Source organism: Pseudomonas sp. 3B-A001-10F, from assembly GCF_056313565.1.
Genome location: NZ_JBQYFW010000001.1, coordinates 249902 through 270949 on the forward strand (window position 1 = coordinate 249902; position 21048 = coordinate 270949).

At 58.2% G+C, this 21048-nt stretch carries 15 protein-coding genes; 4 read left to right on the forward strand and 11 right to left on the reverse strand.

Annotated features, from left to right (window positions below):
* Positions 1–59: 59 nt before the first annotated feature.
* The 11 genes from AC0ZWN_RS01305 to AC0ZWN_RS01355 all read right to left on the reverse strand — a co-directional run bounded on the left by AC0ZWN_RS01305 (position 60) and on the right by AC0ZWN_RS01355 (position 11123).
* Positions 60–338 carry a DUF971 domain-containing protein gene (locus tag AC0ZWN_RS01305; protein ID WP_414925836.1) on the reverse strand — a complete coding sequence of 93 codons (279 nt, stop codon included), beginning with the start codon at positions 336–338 and terminating at the stop codon, positions 60–62.
* On the reverse strand, positions 335–1297 hold the full coding sequence (locus AC0ZWN_RS01310; RefSeq protein WP_476333757.1) for a HEAT repeat domain-containing protein: 963 nt from the start codon (positions 1295–1297) through the stop codon (positions 335–337). The genes AC0ZWN_RS01305 and AC0ZWN_RS01310 overlap by 4 nt, the downstream gene beginning before the upstream one ends.
* Entirely contained in the window at positions 1294–2142 is an 849-nt protein-coding gene (locus tag AC0ZWN_RS01315) for an ABC transporter ATP-binding protein (protein ID WP_476333759.1), read from the reverse strand. Before AC0ZWN_RS01315 ends, AC0ZWN_RS01310 begins: the two co-directional genes overlap by 4 nt.
* On the reverse strand, positions 2142–2921 hold the full coding sequence (locus tag AC0ZWN_RS01320; RefSeq protein WP_414925834.1) for an ABC transporter permease: 780 nt from the start codon (positions 2919–2921) through the stop codon (positions 2142–2144). The genes AC0ZWN_RS01315 and AC0ZWN_RS01320 overlap by 1 nt, the downstream gene beginning before the upstream one ends.
* A gap of 310 nt (positions 2922–3231) precedes the next feature.
* Positions 3232–4656, reverse strand: a complete 1425-nt coding sequence (locus AC0ZWN_RS01325; RefSeq protein ID WP_476333760.1) for an ABC transporter substrate-binding protein — start codon at positions 4654–4656, stop codon at positions 3232–3234.
* A gap of 211 nt (positions 4657–4867) precedes the next feature.
* Positions 4868–5113, reverse strand: a complete 246-nt coding sequence (locus AC0ZWN_RS01330) for a 4Fe-4S dicluster domain-containing protein (protein ID WP_003225615.1) — start codon at positions 5111–5113, stop codon at positions 4868–4870.
* Between the two features lie 26 nt (positions 5114–5139).
* Complete coding sequence (locus AC0ZWN_RS01335) at positions 5140–6870, reverse strand: fumarate reductase/succinate dehydrogenase flavoprotein subunit (RefSeq protein ID WP_476333762.1); 1731 nt, start codon at positions 6868–6870, stop codon at positions 5140–5142.
* Complete coding sequence (locus AC0ZWN_RS01340; RefSeq protein ID WP_099758886.1) at positions 6867–7619, reverse strand: GntR family transcriptional regulator; 753 nt, start codon at positions 7617–7619, stop codon at positions 6867–6869. Before AC0ZWN_RS01340 ends, AC0ZWN_RS01335 begins: the two co-directional genes overlap by 4 nt.
* Before the next feature lie 221 nt (positions 7620–7840).
* Positions 7841–8809: a Gfo/Idh/MocA family protein gene (locus tag AC0ZWN_RS01345; RefSeq protein ID WP_476333763.1), complete on the reverse strand. Its 969-nt coding sequence runs from the start codon at positions 8807–8809 to the stop codon at positions 7841–7843.
* A 10-nt stretch (positions 8810–8819) separates the two neighbouring features.
* A complete protein-coding gene (locus tag AC0ZWN_RS01350; RefSeq protein ID WP_476333764.1) occupies positions 8820–9707 on the reverse strand; it encodes a Dyp-type peroxidase in 888 nt (295 codons plus the stop codon).
* Positions 9708–10025: 318 nt separating this feature from the next.
* Positions 10026–11123 (reverse strand): AraC family transcriptional regulator, encoded by a 1098-nt coding sequence (locus tag AC0ZWN_RS01355; protein ID WP_476333765.1) that lies wholly within the window; start codon positions 11121–11123, stop codon positions 10026–10028.
* Between the two features lie 210 nt (positions 11124–11333).
* Here AC0ZWN_RS01355 and AC0ZWN_RS01360 point away from each other — a divergent pair, with 210 nt between their 5' ends.
* The 4 genes from AC0ZWN_RS01360 (at position 11334) to AC0ZWN_RS01375 (ending at position 21034) form a co-directional block, all read left to right on the forward strand.
* Positions 11334–12281, forward strand: a complete 948-nt coding sequence (locus AC0ZWN_RS01360; RefSeq protein WP_476333766.1) for a SphA family protein — start codon at positions 11334–11336, stop codon at positions 12279–12281.
* A gap of 269 nt (positions 12282–12550) precedes the next feature.
* Positions 12551–16402: an Ig-like domain repeat protein gene (locus AC0ZWN_RS01365; protein ID WP_476333768.1), complete on the forward strand. Its 3852-nt coding sequence runs from the start codon at positions 12551–12553 to the stop codon at positions 16400–16402.
* A gap of 378 nt (positions 16403–16780) precedes the next feature.
* Positions 16781–20134: a hypothetical protein gene (locus AC0ZWN_RS01370; RefSeq protein WP_476333769.1), complete on the forward strand. Its 3354-nt coding sequence runs from the start codon at positions 16781–16783 to the stop codon at positions 20132–20134.
* A gap of 546 nt (positions 20135–20680) precedes the next feature.
* The gene (locus tag AC0ZWN_RS01375; RefSeq protein WP_476333771.1) at positions 20681–21034 is read left to right on the forward strand and encodes a DUF6124 family protein; all 354 of its coding nucleotides are present in this window, start codon (positions 20681–20683) and stop codon (positions 21032–21034) included.
* Positions 21035–21048: the final 14 nt, after the last annotated feature.

Below are 21048 nucleotides of genomic sequence, written 5' to 3' on the forward strand. Positions count from 1 at the left end.
TTGTTAAATGACACACCGCGATCGCGAGCAGGCTCACTCCTACAGGGGGATGTGGTGGATTAGGGGATGAGGTTTGCCAGATAGGCCCACGGGTAGATGCCGCGTTGATGGCCGTCGCTGAAGATCAGTTGCACGCCGTAGCCCTGGGGGTTGAGTTCGATCAGGCGCACGCGATCATCCACCCGTGGTGTCATGCCTTTGAGGCGAAACGCGCGGCATTGCGAGCACGGGCACTGGCGGCGCAGTTCGGCGTGATTGAGCTGTTGTTCGCGGCCGTCCGGCCAGCTCAAGCGCAAGGTGCCTTCGCTTTGCGAATTAGCCATCGACAGCGGGTTCATTGCAACTGACTCAAGGCGATGCGCACGGCTTTGCGCACCTCCGGGTCGCCGTCGTCCTGCGCGGCCTGCAACGCGGCCACGGCGCCGCGATCATGCAGTTCGCCCAAGGCCAGCGCGGCCTCTTTTCGCAGGTTGCTGATGCGATGGCCGAGGGTGTCGATCAGGGCGTCCAGCGCCGGGGCGAAACGCAAACGGCCGAGGCTGCGGGTAGCGCGCAGGCGCACTTGCCAATAATCATCGCTCAAGGCTTCGACGAGCGCGGAACCAGCGTCAATGTGGCCGACCTTGCCCAAGGTCGTCGCGGCTTCTTCGCGTACTTGCCAGGCGTCATCCCGCAAGGCCTGGCGCAGGGCTGGCAACACTTCGGCGCTGGAGGCCAAGCCCAAAGCGCCAGTCGCAGCACGGCGTACTTCGGTGTCGGGGTCAGCGCTGGCCAATCGTGCCAGGGCGGGCAATGCGTCGAGCTGCTTGAGCCAGCCGAGCACGCCCACGGCTTCACGACGAACGCTGGCGTCGGCATCGTTCAGCGCCGAAACCGCTGGCGGCGCGGCCGCGGCGAAACGCAACTCACGCAAGGCACGGAATGCGGCGATACGCACACTGACGTCGGCGTGATCGGTCCACGGCAAAATCACCTGCCCCGCCGCTTCCGTTTTGAGCAAGCTCAGGCTCTGCGCGGCGGCCGATTGCACGGCGGGCGACGGGTCGGTCAAGGCTTCACACAAGGCCTGCACGACGCCCTCATCTTCCCAGGCTTCCAGCAAACGTGCGGCTTCAGCGCGAACCTCTTCGGCGGGATCTTGCCTAAGGCGATCAACCAGCCAGAGCAAGCCATCCGGTTCTTCCAGATCCGCCAGATCAATCAGCGCAATGCGTCGCACACCGGCGTCTTCAGCGGTGAGGCGCGGTTGCAGATCGAGAATGTCCTGGTTATCGGTCACAGCAAATATAGAGGTCATAGGGCAAATCGCGGCAAAGGGTTTTCGGGAGGCAGACCGAGCGGGTTGAGGCGCGGCAGCGGTCGGTCGTTGTCGTGGCGCAGCAGATCGAGGCAGTGGCGTTTGAGTCGGGAGAATTCAGGGCTGGTGACCAGTTCGCTGGTGCGTGGCCGGGCGAAATCCAGACGCAAGTCTTCGATGATTCGCCCCGGTCGCGCGCTCATCACCAGCAAGCGGTCAGCGAGAAACAGCGCCTCGTCGATGTCATGGGTGACGAACACCACCGTGGTGCGGATACGCGTCCAGATGTCCAGCAGCAGTTCCTGCATGTTCAGCCGGGTCAGCGCATCCAGCGCGCCGAACGGTTCGTCCATCAGCAGCAGGCGCGGACGGTTGACCAACACTCGGGCGATCTCGACGCGTTGCTGCATGCCGCCGGAAAGCTGATCGGGCCAGCGTTCGGCAAAACCTTCGAGGCCGACCAGTTCGAGGATTTCATCGGCGGCGCGGTGGCGCTCAGCCTTGCCGATGCCACGCATTTTCAGGCCGAAAGCCACGTTGTCACGCACCGTGCGCCACGGAAACAACGTGTGGTGCTGGAACACCATGCCGCGCTGTGGAGACGGCCCGGACACCGCCGCGCCATCGACTTTCAGACTGCCGGCATGCGCGCTCAGATGCCCGGCCAAGGCGCCAAGCAAAGTCGACTTGCCGCAACCAGACGGACCAAGAATGCACACGAACTGGCCCGGTTCAATCTGGCAATCAAGTTCGCGCACGGCTTCGAACGCTTCACGCCCTGCGCCGAGGACGATGGACAACTGGCGAATGTCGATCCGCCCTTCCGGGGTTTGCATCACGCTCATCAGGCTTTTCCTCGCGGTCGATGCCAGGGCGTGAACAGCCCGCCGAGGCGTTTGATCAGCAGGCTGCTGCCCATCCCCAACACGCCGATCAGCAGCATGCCGACGACGATGTCGGCGTAGTTCTGAATCGTGTAGGACTCCCAGGTGTAATAACCGATGCCGAACTGACCGGAGATCATTTCCGCGGTGACCAGACAGAACCATGAGGTACCCATGCCGATCGCCAGGCCCGTGATGATGCTGGGTGCGGCGCCGGGCAGGATCACTTCCAGCAGGATCGCCCGGCGCCCTGCCCCGAGGCTTTTCGCCGAGGCGATCAGGCGTGGGTCGACGCCTTCGACGCCGTGTACGGTGTTGAGCAGGATCGGGAACAGCGCGCCGGTGAAGGTGATGAAGACCATCGACAGTTCGGAGGATGGGAACATCAGGATCGCCAATGGAATCCACGCAACGGCGGGGATTGGGCGCAGGACTTCCAGCGGTGGCAGCAGCAGGTCTTCGGCCCACTTCGAACGGCCGATGGCCAGACCGAGGGCGATGCCGATGACTAGCGCCGCGAGATAGCCGGCGAAGACGCGGCTGAGGCTGGCGGTCAGGTGCTGGAGCAACTTGCCAGAATCGCCCAAACCGAGCGCCGCTTCGAGCACCGCGATGGGTGTCGGCACGTTGGCGAAGGTGACCAGGCCGAGGTTCCAGTGGTGGCTGGCGGCGAGTTGCCAGAACAACAGGCAGAGCAGCAAGGAGGCGGCTCTTGATGTCCAGCGGATGGGTGTTTTCATGGAGCGGGTTTCCAGTTGTGGATCTGTGTTGTGGCTGAGATTTACCCCCTCACCCCAGCCCTCTCCCCCAGGGGGGCGAGGGGGAAAGGGAGCCGATCTTCGTGCTTTTCAAAACTTGAGTTCGGCTCGAAAGGGAGCCGATCTTCGTGCTTTTCAAAACTTGAGTTCGACTCGAAAGGGAGCCGACCTGCGTGCTTTTCAAAACCTGCGTTCGACTCGGTATTTCAGGTCGGCGTAGCGAGTCCAAACACCACGGTCAGTCCCCTCTCCCTCTGGGAGAGGGCTAGGGTGAGGGGCTTTTGATCTTTAATCAGCGAGCAGCAACCGCTTGGGTCGTGGCATCCGTAAAATCGAGAACCTTGCCACCCTGCGCCGACGCATATTGCTGAGCCTGCCCCTTAAGCAAAAACGCACTCAACCGGCCCTTCGCATCACTGGCAAACCACGCCTGCTCAGCCAACAACTTGATCCCGCTGTCACTGGCCTGTGCATACACGGCACGGATGTTTTTGCCTTCCTGCTTCAACGCCGCCAACGCAGTGAAAGCGGACTCGGCGGAGGCATAGCGGCGCACTTTGTCCTCACCGCGCACCCAGATTTCCGCGACATGACTGAAGTCAGTAATTGCTTTCCCCGTCTTCGCATCCGTAGCCTTCAGTGGCGTCTGTGCGTAGTTGGCCAGTTGCGCCGTGTAGTCCAGACCCGACGCCTTGAACGCGGCGCGGATGTATTGATCGTCGATGAACGTATTCAGATCGAGGCCACGATCAGCCTTCTTCAACAGCTTCAACGTATCGATGGCCGTACCAACCGCCTGACGATATTCCGGCTTCCAGCTCAAGTCGCGGGTCTGCACGCCGAGTGGGCCGTGGAACAGGTAATTCACTTCGGCATCGACGCCGGTGACTTTGGCGATCAGTTCGCTGTACTTCTCAGGCTCGGCGGCGAGCAGTTGATTGGCCTCGATGCTCGCCCGCAAATAGGCGACGACGACTTCCGGGTACTTCTTCGCGTACGCCTGATCCACCAGCGCACCATGGAACGTCGGCGCATTGGCCTGGGCGCCGTCGTAGATCTTGCGGGCGAAGCCCCGGCTCGGAAACAGCTCGGCGAACGGCACGAAATCAGCGTGGGCGTCGATCTTGCCGGCCTGCAACGCCGAGCCGGCGACTTCTGGTGGCTGGGCAATGATGTTGACGTCCTTGAGCGGATCCCAGCCCTGCTCCGCCACCGCGCGCAACAACATGCCGTGGGCGGTGGAGGCGAACGGCACGGAAATGGTCTTGCCCTTGAGTTCGCTAAGCGATTGCACGCCGGACGCACTCGGCACGACGATGCCGTTGCCGCTGCCCTTGATGCTCCCCGACAGTACGCTGATGAACAGGCTGTGCTTGCCGGCAGTTTCGAACGCAACACCGTTGAACGCACCTGGGAAATCGGCCATGGCGCCGAAGTCTAGTTTGCCGGCGACCATCTCGTTGGTCAGTGGCGCGCCGCTGGTGAAGTTTTTCCACTGCACGTCGTACTTGGCGTCTTTGTAAGTGCCGTCGTGGGGCAGGTATTTGTCGAGCAGACCGAGTTCACGAATCAACAGACCGCCAGCGGCGCAATTGATGGTGGTGTCCTGGGTGCCGATGGCGATGCGGATGGTTTCGGCTGAGGCCGACAAAGTGAACGAAGCCAGTACCAGACCGGCGATTGCTGCACGCAACATGAGTGTTTCCCCTCGAATCATTTATTTGAGTTCGTCTCCGCCGCGATCGGGGCGCGGTGGGAAACGAGGGGTTTTCGGTGAATCCAGCGTCCGGGGTTCACCGGATGGCTTTGGGTTGTCACAGTTCCAAATGTAGGAGTGAGCCTGCTCGCGATAGCGGTTTTCCAGATGTTGATGTGCTGACTGACACACCGCTATCGCGAGCAGGCTCACTCCTACAGGGGATCGGGTTTCAACGCAGGAGATAGGGGATGTCGACCTTGACGGCGCCGGTCGGGCAATCCTTCTCGCATGGCATGCAATACCAGCATTCGTCGAACGCCATATAAGCCTTCTGCGTCGCCGGATTGATCGCCAGCAAGTCCATCGGGCAGACGTCCACGCACACGGTGCAGCCCTTTTCGGCAATGCATTTGTCCTCATCAACGGTGACGGGGGCGTTGGAGCGGAAGAAGATTTCCTGAGCTTGATAGGCCATGGTCCGGATTCTCTTTTAGGGATGCATCAAGCGGCGAAAGCGCCAACCCGCAAGCGGTCGTACGCCTGCATTTCTTCGGCATCGAGCGGAATGATGTAAGGCTCGACGGCTTTCTTGAAACTGGTCATCCGGCCGTCCTCGCCCTTCTTCAGATGGCAATGGCAGAACCATTCGCTGTCGTTGCGCTGCGGGTGATCGACGCGATAGTGGTACAGGCCCCAGCGACTTTCGGCGCGAAACAGCGAGGCGCGTGCAGCCATTTCGGCGCAGTCGCGAATCACGCTGGTTTCCATCGCGCGCATCAGTTCATGGGCGTTGTTGGCCTTCATCTGCTCGAGATCGCGCTCGATGTCGCTGAAGCGTTGCAGGCCGATCTGCATTTTCCTGGTGACTTTCGGCGGTTGCAGGTAATCGTTAACGAAGCGCCGCAGCTTGTACTCGACCTGCGCCGGCGGCAGACCGTGTTCACGATCCAGCGGGGCGTAGACCCGGGCCTTTTCTTTTTCGATCTGCGCGGCATCCAGCGCAGAAAAATCGCGCCCGGCGACGAAATCGGCGGCGTTGTGCCCGGCAAACCAGCCGTAGGTGAAGGCGCCGAGCATGTAATTGTGCGGCACAGCGGCCATGTCACCGGCCGAATACAAGCCTTTCACCGAGGTCTCGGCGCGTTCGTTGACCCACACCCCGGAGGCCGAGTGACCGCTGCAAAAACCGATTTCGGAGATGTGCATTTCGACCATTTGCGTGCGGTAATCAGTGCCGCGATTGGCGTGGAACTGGCCGCGACTCGGGCGCTCGTTGCTGTGCAGAATCTCTTCGATGTTCTGGATGGTTTCCTCGGCCAGGTGATCGAGTTTGAGGAACACTGGGCCGTTGCCGCTTTCCAGTTCCTGGTGGAACTCCCACATCATCTGCCCGCTCCAGTAGTCGCACTCGATGAAGCGTTCGCCCTTGTTGTTGGCGGTGTAGCCACCCAGCGGACCGGTCACGTAGGCGCAGGCCGGGCCGTTGTAATCCTTGATCAGCGGGTTGATCTGAAAGCACTCGAGGTTGGCCAGTTCGGCGCCCGCGTGATAGGCCATCGCGTAACCGTCGCCAGCGTTGGTCGGGTTCTCGTAGGTGCCCATCAGGTAGCCCGACGAAGGCAGACCGAGTCGCCCGGCAGCGCCACAAGCGAGAATTACAGCCTTGGCCTTGATCACATGGAAATCGGCCGTGCGGCAATCGAAGCCCATCACACCGTTGACGGTGCCCTCCTCGTCAGTCAGCAACCGCGTGCAGACAAGACGATTGGTGATGCTCACCCGCGCACGTTTCAACTGCCGATAGAGGACTTTTTTGATGTCGTGCCCTTCCGGCATCGGCAGCACGTAAGCACCCATGTGGTGGACTTTTTTCACCGCGTAGTCGCCGGTTTCGTCCTTCTCGAACTTCACGCCCCAGCGATCAAGCTGCTCGATGGTTTCGAAACTGTGGGTGGCGTAGGCGTAAACGGCGGCCTGATTGACGATGCCGTCGTTGGCGATGGTAATTTCCTTGGTGTACTGCTCGGGCGTCGAGTGGCCGGGAATGATCGCGTTGTTCAGGCCGTCCATGCCCATGCTGATCGCGCCGCTGCGTTTGACGTTGGCCTTGTCGACCAGCAGCACGCGCAAGTCGCGGTTCTTTTCCTTGGCCTTGATCGCGGCCATCGGGCCGGCAGTGCCACCACCAATGACGACAATGTCGTATTCCTGTTCGAGCACGTTGCGGGTCATGCCTGCTCCCCTTTTTGCCGGTCGATCCGCAGGCGGTACTGGAACGCATCGCCACGGTAGTAAAGGTGTTCGAAGTCCAGCGGCTGGCCTTGCGCGTCGTGGGTCAGACGCTCGATGCGCATGATCGGCGAGCCGGCCTCGACGTTCAGCGCCTGGGTCAGATCGCTGTCAGCCAGCATTGCGTCGATGGCCAGATCGGCATGGCCGAGGGCGATGCCGCAGTCGTTTTCGAGGATCAGAAAGATGTCGCGGGTGACCAGATCGGCCTTCTCCAGCCGCTCGCCGACGGCTTTGGGCAGGTAGGTGATTTCCAGCGAGATCGGTTCACGATTGATCAGGCGCACGCGTTTGATCTGCGTAACGATCTCGCCCTCGGCGACTTGCAAACGCTCGGCGACGCGCTTGTCGGCCGGGATGAATTTGAAGCTGCGCAGGCGGTTGATCACCTCGTAGCCACGGCCGGTCATCGACTCGGCGAGGCCTTGCAGGCTGCTGACGTTCTGAAAGGTTTTCGGTTTGGCGACGAAGGTGCCTTTGCCGTGGATCTTGAAGATCAGCCCTTCTTTCTGCAGATCGCCCAGCGCCTGGCGCACGGTGATGCGGCTGACTTTGAACAGCGCACCGAGTTCGCTTTCGGAGGGCATCTGGCTGTCTTGCGGGTATTCACCGTCGAGGATTCGCGCACGGAGGACGTCGCGCAGTTGGGTGTGCAGCGGGACACTGCTTAGGGAGAGAACGTTATCGGTCATCACGGGATCACTTGTTATAACGAGTTATGACGTGATCTTAGAGTTGTTATGACAAGGTTGAGAAATATTGTTTGGGCATAACCTTAGATGCAGGACACACGCGATTCCCTGTGGGAGCGAGCTTGCTCGCGAAGGCGGTGTAACAGTCACCAGATTATTGACTGACAGGACGCTTTCGCGAGCAAGCTCGCTCCCACAGGGGACGGTGTACACATGGAGGATCAGTGGCGTTTGAGGATCTGGTCCATGACCCAGTCGGTCTTGAGTGCTTGTTCGGCGACGGCGGGATGTTTGGAATCTCCACGAATATGCGCATTCATGCCCAGCACGTGATGCCACTGGATGTGCTCGTGATGGGGGATTTCCAGGCTGAGGTGTTCATCGGCATGCAACTGCACAGGCTGCTCATCAAACACCGAAAAACTGATCCGCCCGAGACTGCCAATGATCTCGACCCGATCCTCACGCCTATCCGCGACAAAGCTCCAGCAACCCATGCCCAGCGCCCCGGAGGCGAAACGCCAACTGGCGCTGACGGCATCTTCCGCTGCATACAAACTGGCCTGACGCGCGGTGAATCCAGCGACTTCAACGATGTCGCCGAGTAGGTACTGGAACAGGTCAAAACCATGGCTGGCGAGGTCGGCGAAGTAACCGCCACCGGCCACTGCCGGATCTGTGCGCCAGTTGTCGCGACCCTGCAGATCCGTCGGCGAAGGCGCTTTGGTCAGCGTCCAGCTCAAGTGCCGCACCTCGCCAATACGCCCCTCCTCCAGCCATTGCCGCACCTGCGCAAAACGCGGCAATGAACGGCGGTAGTAGGACACGAACAGGTGCAAACCGGCGTCGGCAAACGCTTTTTGCATCTCGCGACTTTGCCCGGCATTCAGCGCCATGGGCTTTTCCACACAGCAATGTTTGCCGGCCGCAGCGACTTTCAGGCTGTAGGCGTGGTGGCTGTCGGGCGGCGTGGCGATGTACACCGCGTCCACCTCAGGATCGTTGATCAGCGCATCGACGTCGGTGTAGACCCGCTCGATGCGGTGGCGCGCGGCGTATTCGGTCACGGCTTCGAGGCGTCGGCCCATCACCGCCACCAGCGCCGAACCGGGCGCCTTGTAGAAGGCCGGCCCGCTCTTGCGCTCGGCGACGCTGCCACAACCGATCATGCCCCAGCGCACCACGTCCATGTCTCTTCCTTTAGCCAATGCGCAAGGCGCGCAGATCGAGGTGACCGTCCTTGAGCGGCGGGCACCAGTAGTAGCCGCCAGTGATTGGGCGGCTGATGCGATAGAGGCCATCGGTGATGCCGTCTTCCAGACCGCTCATACGGCGCAGTTGCGCTTCGAAGGCATCCAGCGAAAAACCGAAGGCGAGGAACATCAGACCGGCGCGATCACCTTCGATCCACGGCATCGAACGGCGTACGACGAACGCTTCTGGGGCAAAGCTTTCCTGTGCGGTGCGTTTGACGTGGGCGGAGACTGGCGCGTCGTCGATCTCTTCGTTGTCGCTGAGGCGACGGCCCATGATGTTGTCTTTGTCCTCGGACGAGAGTTTGTGGAAACCCTTGAGGTCGTGCTGCCATTGCTGGATCGCGGCGAAACTGCCACCGACCATGCCGTCGGTGCCTGTACTTTGCAAAGCGGCAGCGATGGCGGCTTCGTCGTGGGGGTTTTCGGTGCCGTCTTCATAGCCGGTCAGGTCGTGGCCGTCCTTGTGGCGGAAGGCTTCCTGCATCTCGACCAGACGCAGGGCTGGTGCGAGTGCGGCTTCGAGAGCGTTGCAGCGGTTGAGCAGTTCACCACGGTCGACGCCGTGCAACCACACCCACAGTGCGTGCTGGGTCGACGGGTTCTCGACGCCAACGCCAGTCATGGCCGGGAAGCTGCGCAGACCGTCAATCTGCACGTTGAGCGCCTTGACCAGGGATTCACCAAAACCGACCACCGCCGACTTGCCGTCCACCTGATTGAGCAGGCTGTCGAGCGCCTGCGGCAGGGCTTCAACCGACTCAAGGGCGAAAAACAGGTGACGCGCTTGCGCAGGAACAGGGGTGGCGAGAATGCCCGGCTGGTAGTAACTCATGTGAACTCCTTGGGAAAGTGCGCGGGAGTTTACCTGTGGCCGGAGGGTTTGTGTGGGTTTGGATGGAAGTCAAAAGCACTCTCACCCTAGCCCTCTCCCGGGGGGAGAGGGAACTGATTCGGGAATATTGAAGAGCTACGCCGACTTGAACGCGCTGTACCGAATCCATAATCGACAAAAATCTTTCAGGTCGATGTAACTCGCAAGACACCCCGGTCGGCCCCCTCTCCCTCCGGGAGAGGGCTGGGGTGAGGGGATGATCGAGGTAAGACACTGAATTGAGCGTGCATCGGTGAATCCATAATCGACAAAGACCCTTCAGGTCGATGTATGACGCAAGACACCCCGGTCGGCTCCCTCTCCCTCCGGGAGAGGGCTGGGGTGAGGGTTAGCGTCATTACGCCAAGCGCTAGGGCTCAGCCCCGTCCAGCGCTTGAACGCCCGCCGAAAACTGCGCACATCGCTGTAGCCCACCTCTTCGGTAATCCGTTCAATCGGCATATCCGGATTGGCCAGCAGACTCAAGGTCCGTGCCTGCCGCACTTGCTCCAGCAACGCCTCAAACGTCAGCGCATGCTCAGTCAAACGCCGGCGCAACGTGCGGCTGCTCATATTCAAATCACCGGCAATCTTTTCAATGTGACTGCCACTACTCAGATCCCGGGCAATCGCCCGCTCCACCGCTTGAATCAGATCGAGCTTCTGATGCACCTGCGCTGCTTCCAGCTCCAGCAATGCAACGGCCTGACGCAACGCCAGCGAATGATGATTAGGCAGGTGCACGTCCAGCCATTGCCCATCGATCAGCATGCGATTGTGCAGGCAACCGAAGCGTACATCCGGCCCCAGCAGGCGGTGATATTCGGCCAGGTAATCCGGCGCGGCATGCACAAATTCCACGGCAATCGCCTTGAACTCAGCCCCCACCAGTGCGCGGCCATACACCAGCAAACTGGCGAAGAACTCCTCGACCGCAAACACCTGCACGTCGGCAAATGGCAGGCGGCATTCAGCATCGAGATGCACCTGCCCGCCGACCACATCGACGCTGGAAACGACGATGCCGCCCGACGTGTGCTGGTGACGAATGCCGAGGGCAAAGGCATCGCGCAAGGTCTTGCACAGCGACAACACGTGCCCAAGCAGACCCAGCGTACCGAGTACATTCTGCGCCCCGACCCACAGCCCCAAGCCCTGATTGGGCAGCACTTTGAGCGCGCGCTGAATCATCGCCACGGCCTGGCGATAGGAAATCCGCTGCGCCGGATCCTGCAGATCCTCAAGGGTGAAACCCAGCCCACGGCACAGGCTCTGGGAATCGATTCCTCTGTTCTGCACGACTTCGGCGAGGGTTTGCAGGAGGAACGGCGAGACCAGCGCCAGTTCGAAGGTCGGGTCTTGGACTTTTACGTTCATGGGGCTGACATTCCGGATCACGCTTGATTGTTATTTTTGTAACCGGTTGTGTCGATGGAAGTTAGCACAAGGTTTACGGACTGTCCGCAGATGCCCCCCTCAGTGTCCGCCAATACCCTGCCCCAACGTACGGCAAACGCTTATTTCTAGCGTACCGGCGCTCCGAGCGACCGGTACCAAGTCCCAATCACAATAATAATGAGGACAGTCATGAGCCAGAATCGTGCAACATCCTTCTTGCCGCTCGCCCTTTTCATCGCAGGTTGCACCCTGACGTTGCCCGCACTGGCCACCGAAGCCGGGGTCGACAATATCGGCACCGGCACCGACGGTTTCTTCATGCTGCCGCTGGAAGTCGACAGCCTTCCGGAGAACATGGTCGCGTTCAACCTCTACTACAACCATTACAAGGCGACCAGGTTCAACATCAGCTCGCTGGGCGGCAAGGTACCGAAGGTCGAAATCGAATCCACTGCGGTGATTCCGCGCCTCGATTATCTAAGCCCGGTGCGGATATTCGGCGGACGTCTGGCGGGCTACATCGCCCAGCCGTGGTTGAAGCAGGAAGTCTCGGTGTTCGGCCTGAGCGACACCCGCGAAGGCATGGGCGATACCACCTTCGCGCCGATCATTCTGTGGGACATGGGCAAAAACCTGACCCTCGGCGCCGCCGTGGAAGTCACCGTGCCCACCGGCGAATACAGCGTCGATCGGCTGGCCAACACCAGCAACAATTTCTACACCTACAAACCGCTGTTCTCGTTCACCTGGCTGCCGACTGAACGCACCGAAGTCTCGATGAAGACCACCTACAGCTTCAACGAAAAGAACAAGGATACCGATTACAAGTCCGGGCAGATTTTCCACTTCGATTATTCGGCCAGCTACAAGGTCACCGACGACCTGATGCTCGGCGTCAACGGCTACTTCCTCCAGCAGACCACCGACGACAAACAGTTCGGCCACACCGTGCAGTTCGCCGGGCAGGACGTCGACGACGGCGTGCGCGGCAAGGTCTTCGCGATTGGTCCGGCGCTGCACTTCACCTTTCTCAAGTACGCCAGCGCGGAGATTCGCTGGGCCAAGGAGTTTGATGTGGAGAACCGGCCGGAAGGGGAAATGTTGTGGGCGAAGGTGAGTATTCCGTACGCCTTTTGACCCTGCCAGATTGCGCTCAGAAGCGAACAGTGCTCAGACGGGCGCCGAATAAACAGACTTCTCCCGCACCTGACCGTCCGTCTGAAAACCGCTTACCCCTGTCAGATCTGACAGTAGTCAATGAACAATCGATGGGACTAAAAGGGAATCACCCGTTTTTTCCCTTTCAGGCGGTGTTGCTCATGACTTCTTTCAGACTTTTTCGGCTTCCCCCACGCAGAGACTTATACGTCACACCGTTGCAAATCTATCCGGTGTACATCGCTGACATGACTCAGCCGGTTGTGAATGGCGACGGCGGTATCAACTTGGCAACATTCGAAAATTCCGAGGCTGGCATATTCAGTATTATCGACCCTTACCTCGGGATGGGGACTGGTGATGAAATCGAGATTTTCTGGAACGGCAACGTCATTCTCGAACTGAAAATAAAGCCCGAAGATGTCGATGAAAGATTGTTCTTCTTTCTCCCCACCACTGAAATTACCCCCGGTTACTCCGAGTGTTATTGCCAGGTGACCCGTTCAGGCGAAACGCTGCCGGATAATCCTTCTGCCGTATTGACGCTGTTGGTCAAATTGAATTTGCCCGCAGGCGAGGATGAAGAGCAGCATCTTCCCTGGCACTCACACCTCGACATTGTCGGGTTGCCGCAGGATGTCATCGACAATGGTGTCAGCAAAGAATGGTCGAGCAAGGGCGTGCCCATAACCATCAAGCGCTATCGAGAGATTACGCTGCGCGATGTCATCTGGGTGCGCTGGGGCAGTGTTCTTCTGACCCCGCACGTAGTAACAGAAGCCGAGGCCGACGGCACGCAAGAAATTGTCATCACCGCGTCGCCCGGTGACATCCTGACCGGCGGCGATGGCAATTCGTTGCCGATCAGGTACGAAATCCATGATGAGGTCTGGAACTGGTGCGAGAAATGGTCGAAGGAGACTACGGTTCAGGTGGATGCCGGTGCTGCTCGCCTGGACCCGGCCTTTTTCGAAGATGCCGATAATGGCGAGCTCCATCTCGATCGACTGGACCATCAGGCGACCAACCTGCTGATCCGCCTCGAAATCAATAAAGAGTTCACCACGGGCGACACGATCGTAATCAATGTCGCCGGTGTCGGGGGCACCGGAACAGCGCCTCGTACTCTGACCGAGGAAGTCACCGTCGGCAATCTGCCCTACATTCTCGAGTTCCCGATCCCTTTTGCATTCGTCAGTCTCTTCGCCACCGGAACGCTCGATGGCTCCTATGTACTGCACAAAAAAAGCGATGGCTCGAAGCTCTATTCCAAACGCACCTTCGTCAAAGTGATAGGCAACCCGGCACTGTTGCCGGCGCCGGTCATAGAAGAGGTTATCGGCGCCATTTTGCCTGGGGACAGCAAAACAGCGACCGTATTAATTGCCTACCCGAGCCTTAAAACCGGTGACACGATCAACATGATCTGGGAAGGCACGAAATCAGACGGCAGTGCCTATGTGTATGAGGAACTGTATGACGTCAGCAGTAACGATCAGGAGGCAAAGCGTATTTACATCACTGTGTTGCAAGAGCACATCCTCGCGTTGAACAACGGCAGCCTCAAACTCTATTACCGGGTGTACAACGACGATCCTGCCGATTATGGACTCAGCGAGTCTGACTTTTTGCGGGTCGAAGTACGCGCACTCCCCGCCACACTACCGGCCCCCGATGTAGAGGAAGCCAAAGATGGCGTGATCGACCCGACGCTGGTGTATACCCAGGCTCATGTGCTGGTCAAACCGGTCAATTGGATGAAGGGCGACACGCTGACGTATCACTGGATTGGTTACACCTTTGATGGCTCAACCAAAGGCAGCATACCCATCACTGAGTTGTCGATCGACAAGACCGCGCGCTTTCGGGTGGATGCGCAATACGTGACTACCAACATCGGCTTTCCGGTCACAGTGATTTACACCCTGCTGCATGCCGCCACCGGGAAATACAGTTACTCAGCACCGTTGCGGGTAATCGTCGGGGTTCCGCTGGGTCGACTGCTTCCGCCTGTGGTCATTCAGGCCTCCGACGACACCCTTGATCCGATGGATGCGCTCAACGGTGTCGATGTCGAATGCAGCTACGACACCATGGATGAGAAGCTGGATCTGTTACGTCTGTTATGGACAGGTACGCCCGGCCCCGGAACATCGGAGGACCTCGAAAAACCCGCCGAAGCTAACGGCACTGTCACCTTCCACCTCCCCGCCTCTGTGGTGGGTGCCAACATCCTGAGCACTGTATCGGTCAAATACGCTGTGCAGCGCCATAAGTTATGGACGCAATCAGAGGAATTGCCGCTGAACATTCTGGGTTTCCAGGACTCGGAAAAAGACTTGCCTGCGCCCGAAGTTCCGCAAGCCGTCAATGCCGTTCTGGATCTGATGGAGTTCAGCGGCGACGCCAATATTCTGGTCAAACCGTGGCCCTTCATTGCCGAAGGGCAAGTCGTGGATCTCAGTCTTGTAGGTCGTGCCAGTACCGGCGTCCACATCATCGAAGTGCTCAAAACACATAGGATCAGCAAGGAGCAAGCCGTCACCGGGCTTAATGAACCGTTGCTCAGGTCTGATGTGCTGAAGTTGCTCCACAGCTCTCCAGCCACCGTGAAATGCTCGGTGATATTCAATGGCAGTGAGGATGCAGCAGTCGAATTTCCGAACCTGCCTTTGACGATACGCACACGCTACGACTACGTAACACCGATCATCACCAGTGTGAAAGATCCGCAAGACAAGGAGATTCCAGAAGCGACCGTGACCTACGACAAGCGCGTGAAAACTCAGGGTACCGCCACTCGGGGGGAAAAAGTCCGCGTCATGATCAACAACGCCCCACAAGACATAGTCGATGTCATCGCTCCCGGGACCTGGGAGTTGGCTACCGGGGATTTGCTCGAAGGCTTGCAGAGCATAACGGTTGAGGCTTTGTATGATGCCGACCCGCCAATCAGTCAGCCACGAACGTTCACCATTGGTATCGCCACCCGGCCCAGTATTACCGCGGTCAATGACTCACTGGGGCCGGTTGCCAATAACGGAACAACCTACGATACCGAAATTGCAGTGGTCGTCTCAGCAGATCCGAATCAATCGGTGCAGCTTTACAATGGCACCAATACTATTGGCTTGCCTGTTTCCCTCGACGGTGATGGCGTCGGCGCAACTACATTGACTGATCTGACGGGTACAACATACTCCCTCAAAGCCAGGGCGATTTATGGTGATCAGTTGGAGTCACCAGTTCATAACTTTACTATCAAGCCGCACGACGCAATAACGCTGAGCTCAATCAGGCACTCAGGAGGTGAACTGGTAGAGGGAGGAAGAACCTATGACAGCTCGGTCACTCTGACGGGCAAGTTCACTCCCTTATATGACGTACAGGTTTACGATAATGGCGGCGAGAAACAGATCGTGCCTACCGGCCAAAACGGTACCTGGACAACCAGTCACGCTATTGATACTGGCGAACATGCGGTGTACGTCAAAGCGCTGTCAACGAACCAGAAATCCGATACCCGAAATTTCAGAAGAGATCCCATTCCACCGTTGTACATTGACACATCCACCGCTTATCTCAGTGGATACATGGTCAGACATACCAACAGACCCGTGACCAATCCTCCCGCTGGAGCCTATTTAACTCGAGGCGCCAGCGGTGGCATACCGCCCTATCGCTATAGCACTGACAATACAGCCTATCTCCAGGTCGACGTTTCAACAGGGAGAGTGATTGGTGTACGTAATGGCGGTGCTCGCGTGATCGTTACAGATAGTCGAGGATCTACGGCGTCGTATTCTGTTTCTGTTCAAAACGTCTGGTATATCGCCAATTACGGGGGCGGCCGCCATAACCTGGCAACCATGTCAGCAACAGTGAACAACGCTGGAGGCCAATTTCCAGCCATTGGCGACTACAACAAACTGCGCTCAGTGTACGGAGGGGATCCAGGTGGGTATTCCTATGACTTCTACTGGGTAGCCGACAGACACCAATTGGGATCCCATTGGTTGCTACGCCCAGGAGACGGGGTTGTTTATGGGTCAAATGACAACGGCAGGGTGGGCTGTATCGGCGTCCTGTTACGGACCTGATCAAAGCCAATCGCTGACAAGCAACGGACAAATGAGCATTCATTTGTCCGTTGCTTTTTAAAGGACTAAGTCAATGAACTGGAACGCTTAGGCACCCGCAGCTATTACCGCTCGTCGTAAATAGTTTTCACCTGTCAGATCTGACAGGTGCGCATTTCCCGGTTTTATCCCCTAATCACTCCATCGCCCCACCTACGGCAGGAGTGCCCCGCGATGCTCATCCAACCGCACAAATAAATCTCCGCCCTGGCCCTGCTCGATCCGGAAATCCCCGGCGGCCGGCTGCTGGATAACGGCTCCTGGGGCATCAACCTCGCCGCCGCACGACTCAACTACCCCGACAAGGGGCTGAAGATCCAGGTTCCCGCCTGGAACAACATGAGCAAGAGCGATAACTGCAAGGTGTACGTGGGCAACACCATAGTCGCGCAAAAAACCATCACCGAAGACATCGAGGTGGACAAGCACGTCACTCTGTTCATCGAGCCGTCACGCTTGCCCAGCGGCGACTGGGAGCTGTCTTACCAGATCACGCGTTTCGGGCAGAAGCCCGAGCCAGGACCGACGATCAAGCTCTTCGTCAAACTCGAACTGCCCGGTGGGCAGGATCTTAATCCCGACTATGGCCACTCCGAACTGACCATGGCCTTCGATCCTCCGGATGTCGTGCGCGACGGTGTCGACAAGGCCACCGCCGAGGCAGGCGTGCTGGTCTACGCCAAACCCAAGCCCGGCGATGGCTGGCTCTACCTGAACTGCGCCGTCGGTGACGTGCTCATCCTGGCCTGGGCCGGGAAAACCGTGGAGTCCGAACCCGTCACCCAGGAACAGATCGATGATCCGGAGGGTAACCCCATCGTGGTTCTGGCCGACAAGGCCACCATCCTCTCAGCCGGAGACTCCGACGGCGTGTCGGTCAGCTACAAGATCCGCGACCGCGTGTACAACGAGTCCGAAGACTGGTGCGAGGCCGTGCGTATTGTCGTCGACACCCAGGGCTTGCGGCTGGGTGCGCCCATCCTCAAACAGGCTGACGGTCTCATCGTCGATCTGGAGGTGCTGGGGGACGAACCGCCAATGGTGGAGGTCTGGGCGGATGACGTGAACATCTTCAAAAAGAACGACGAGATCTACCTCAGCGTCTTCGGTACCGACGACGATGGTAAAGAGATCAACGAATTGGTGATCCAGCGTATTGAAAGCACCCCGCCAGTGCGGGTCTCCATCGAGCACAAGAACAGCACCCTGCGTGCCTTGGCCAAACGCACGGTGGTGTACTCCTATCACGTACGCCGCGGCGGCGTCGTGGTCGACAACTCCAGATCCAAGTCCCGCGCCTACAGCGTCATCGGCGAACCGACACGCCTGCCAGCTCCCATCGCAATCGACCAGATCAGTGGCGCGCTCGACCCCAACGCGCCCGAATACCGCATCTGCATTCCCTACGATCCACTGATCACCCCGGAGAACGCGATCGAACTGAAATGGTTCGGCACCCGGCCCGACCTGACCACCTACGACCCGGAACTGGACTGGTATTTCCCCAGCGAAGACGAGGCCAATGACCCCAACGGTTTCATCATCACCGTCGAGGGTAAACACGGCAAAACCCTCGAGGGTGGCACGCTGCATCTGTCGTACAACCGGCTGGCCGATGAAAACGGCACCATCACCCGCCGTGCCTCACTGCACGCCTCATTACTCAACGTCGGCGAAGCGCAACGCGAACTGGTCAAACCTATCGTGCTGGGTGAAAAGAATGGCGTGCTCGAACCCAAAGACCTGCCCGGTGGCGCCAGCAAAATCACCGCGCCACGGCCGGTGCCTGTTCCGAGCGAGGCCAACGATATCGTGAAGTATTTCTGTATCGTTGAAGGCAATGAGCCTGTTACCGACTCGAAAACACTCAACGCTTTGTCCAAGGACAAAAACGTGGATTTCCCGCTGAACGCGGCGTTTGTGGCCCAGCACTTCGAACCTAATCGCGAGAAAAAAGTGCAGGTGCACTACGAAATTTTCCGGGCAGCGAGTAATAGAACCAGTTATTCGAATGTGCTGGAGTTTGTCATCGGTGAGCCGGTGGCGCTCGATCCGCCGACCATCGACTCGGTCAAGGGCTCGCCAAGCGGCAAGGACATTGTCGAAGGTGGCACCACTGTTGAAACCAGCGTGGTGCTGAGCGGCATGGCGGCCAAGGGCAAGAACGTCGAGATACGCGATGGTGCCACCGTCAAGGATCAGGTCACGGCGGATCCGGTTTCTGGAATCTGGACCTACACTGTGCCGGGTCTGAGTGTGGCGAAACACAGTTTTAGCGCGATAGGAAAATATGGTGCCGAACCTGCCTCTGCGGCCTACACCCTCACTGTCACGGCGGTCATTAAGCCGACGCTGAGCAATGTGCTGGACGACCGCAACAACGAAGTGCCAGAGGGTAAAACCACCTTCAGCACGTCGCTGACACTCAAAGGCACCGCCAGCAAAGATCAGGACGTCGGAATCTATGATGGCAGCGGTGCGAGCGCAGTGCTAAAGGGAACCGCGACAGCGGATAAAGCCACAGGCCTGTGGGAATGCACGATCACGGTTGTAGTGGGTGCGCGCCGGTTGTATGCCAAATCCCTTTATCACCCCACATCGACCTATTCCAATGTACGACTCCTGACGGTGGAAGCCCTCAGTGCGCCGACATTGACATCAGTCAAAGGCTCGTCGAGCGGTAACGAAATCCCCGAGGATGGCTTCACCGTGGAAACGGCCGTGATCTTGAGCGGCGTTGCCGCTGCCGGGCGAGACGTTGAAGTGCTCGACGGTACGGATATCAAAGGTAAAGACACCGCTGATGGAGTAACCGGCATCTGGCGTCTGTCGGTTTCAGACCTGAGCAAAGCCAAGCACAGTTTTACCGCCAGAGATCTGAGGCAACCGAGTCTTGTGTCGGCAGCGAGACCACTGACGGTAACGGAAAACGTCGCCCCTACGCTGAAGTCAGTCAAAGGTTCGCCGAGTGGCGCCGACATCGGCAACGGCGAAAATACAGTGGAGACCGCAGTAAATCTGAAAGGGGCTGCTGCTTTGGGGCAGAAGGTCGAAGTTCTTGATGGCAAGCATTCGGAAGGGCAAGCAGAAGCCGATGTATTAACCGGTGAGTGGACACACACCGTTTCCGACCTGGAACTAGGCCCGCATAGTTTCACCGTCAAAGGGCTGTATGGCACCGGGCAGGAATCACAGCCTCCGTATGATCTGACTGTGACAAAAGAAGATATTGTTATAGACCAGTTCGGATCAGGCGCCTTTTCAAATGGCGAAACCCGTGACATAGGAAATGCCATCATCACTTACAGAGTTATTAGCGGAAACCCTGTCATGTACGTCAGCAACGCCAAAGAGTTACTAATTCTGAATACATTTGTTAATAATCAAGTAGGCCAACACAAAGCAATTTTTGACTTGAAAAACAAATCTCGGAAAACGATAACAGTAGTACTAAAAAGCTATAAAGTAATGGACCCTGCTACCGAAGTCATTGGCTATTTTAATTTTATAGGACCACAAGGTGTATTTCATACCCAATCAATACTCAGCGATGCAGGCGAATACGTTATACGTGAGTACACAATGCCTGGAGAGCAGTCATATAACGGCTTTGAAATAGTGCAACTAGCATCTACGAAGCCTCCCTACGGATATGTACAGATTTGGATCGAAAAAATAACTTGCAAAAACTAGCTTGATCGGCAGCCAAAACTAAAAAAGCAAGTACTGACGACGGTGGAAAAGGGGGGCGGATTTATTAACCAGTGATTTAAATAGCGAGGCTTGATCGAGGTTTTTCTGCTGACCGGGATGGCCCTTTCGCGAGCAAGTTCGTTCCCACAGGGAAACGCATTCCAAATATAGGAGCGAGCCCGCTCGCGAAGGGGCCTGTGAAGTCAGCGAAAATCGCCTTTTAAACTCTGGTGTTTAAAAGACACCTTCAGACACGCCTTTCAGGCTACAAATTCTTGCGCCCTTGCCTACAGCTACGCCAGAATCCGCCGGCTTGTGCGCTTTGGGGTCGGGTTCTATTGTGGTCCGGTCGCTGACGAATCAGCGATCGGGTTTAGCAGCCCGGTTATCTCTAGACGCACAAAGTCGGTTGCCGTTATGGCGGCTTTGCGTGGGGCACTTCGGTGCGCCGGGTTCTAGAGTCCTGGTCTGCTAACCCGCGCACAGCCGCCACCCCCTTCGTTAGCAGCGAACGGTGGTAGCTTCACCACTCTAGAGGCTTTACCCATGATCAAACCAACACCCAACCCACCCGAAATCGACTCCACATCCCCCTACGAATCCCCCAATTCGAAAAAGCTCAACGACGCCGCCGAACGCGCCCTCGATCACTACCTCTGCCCACCCGGCTCCACGCCACCACCGCGTAAGACCCGCCGGATGTACGCCGTCACCGCAGACTTCAAAAACGAGGAACTGCTGGCCGATGCCAGCGAAACACTCGCCTCAGCCAGAACCATCGCTCATGACTTCGCCCACCTCATACCCGCGCCGCAGCGCAGGACGCTGTTGGGGATCGCCCAATTGATCATGCTAGGCGAGCTGGCGGTGAATCGGGTGATGGATAATCTGGAGTTGTAGGATTGAGGCAGCCA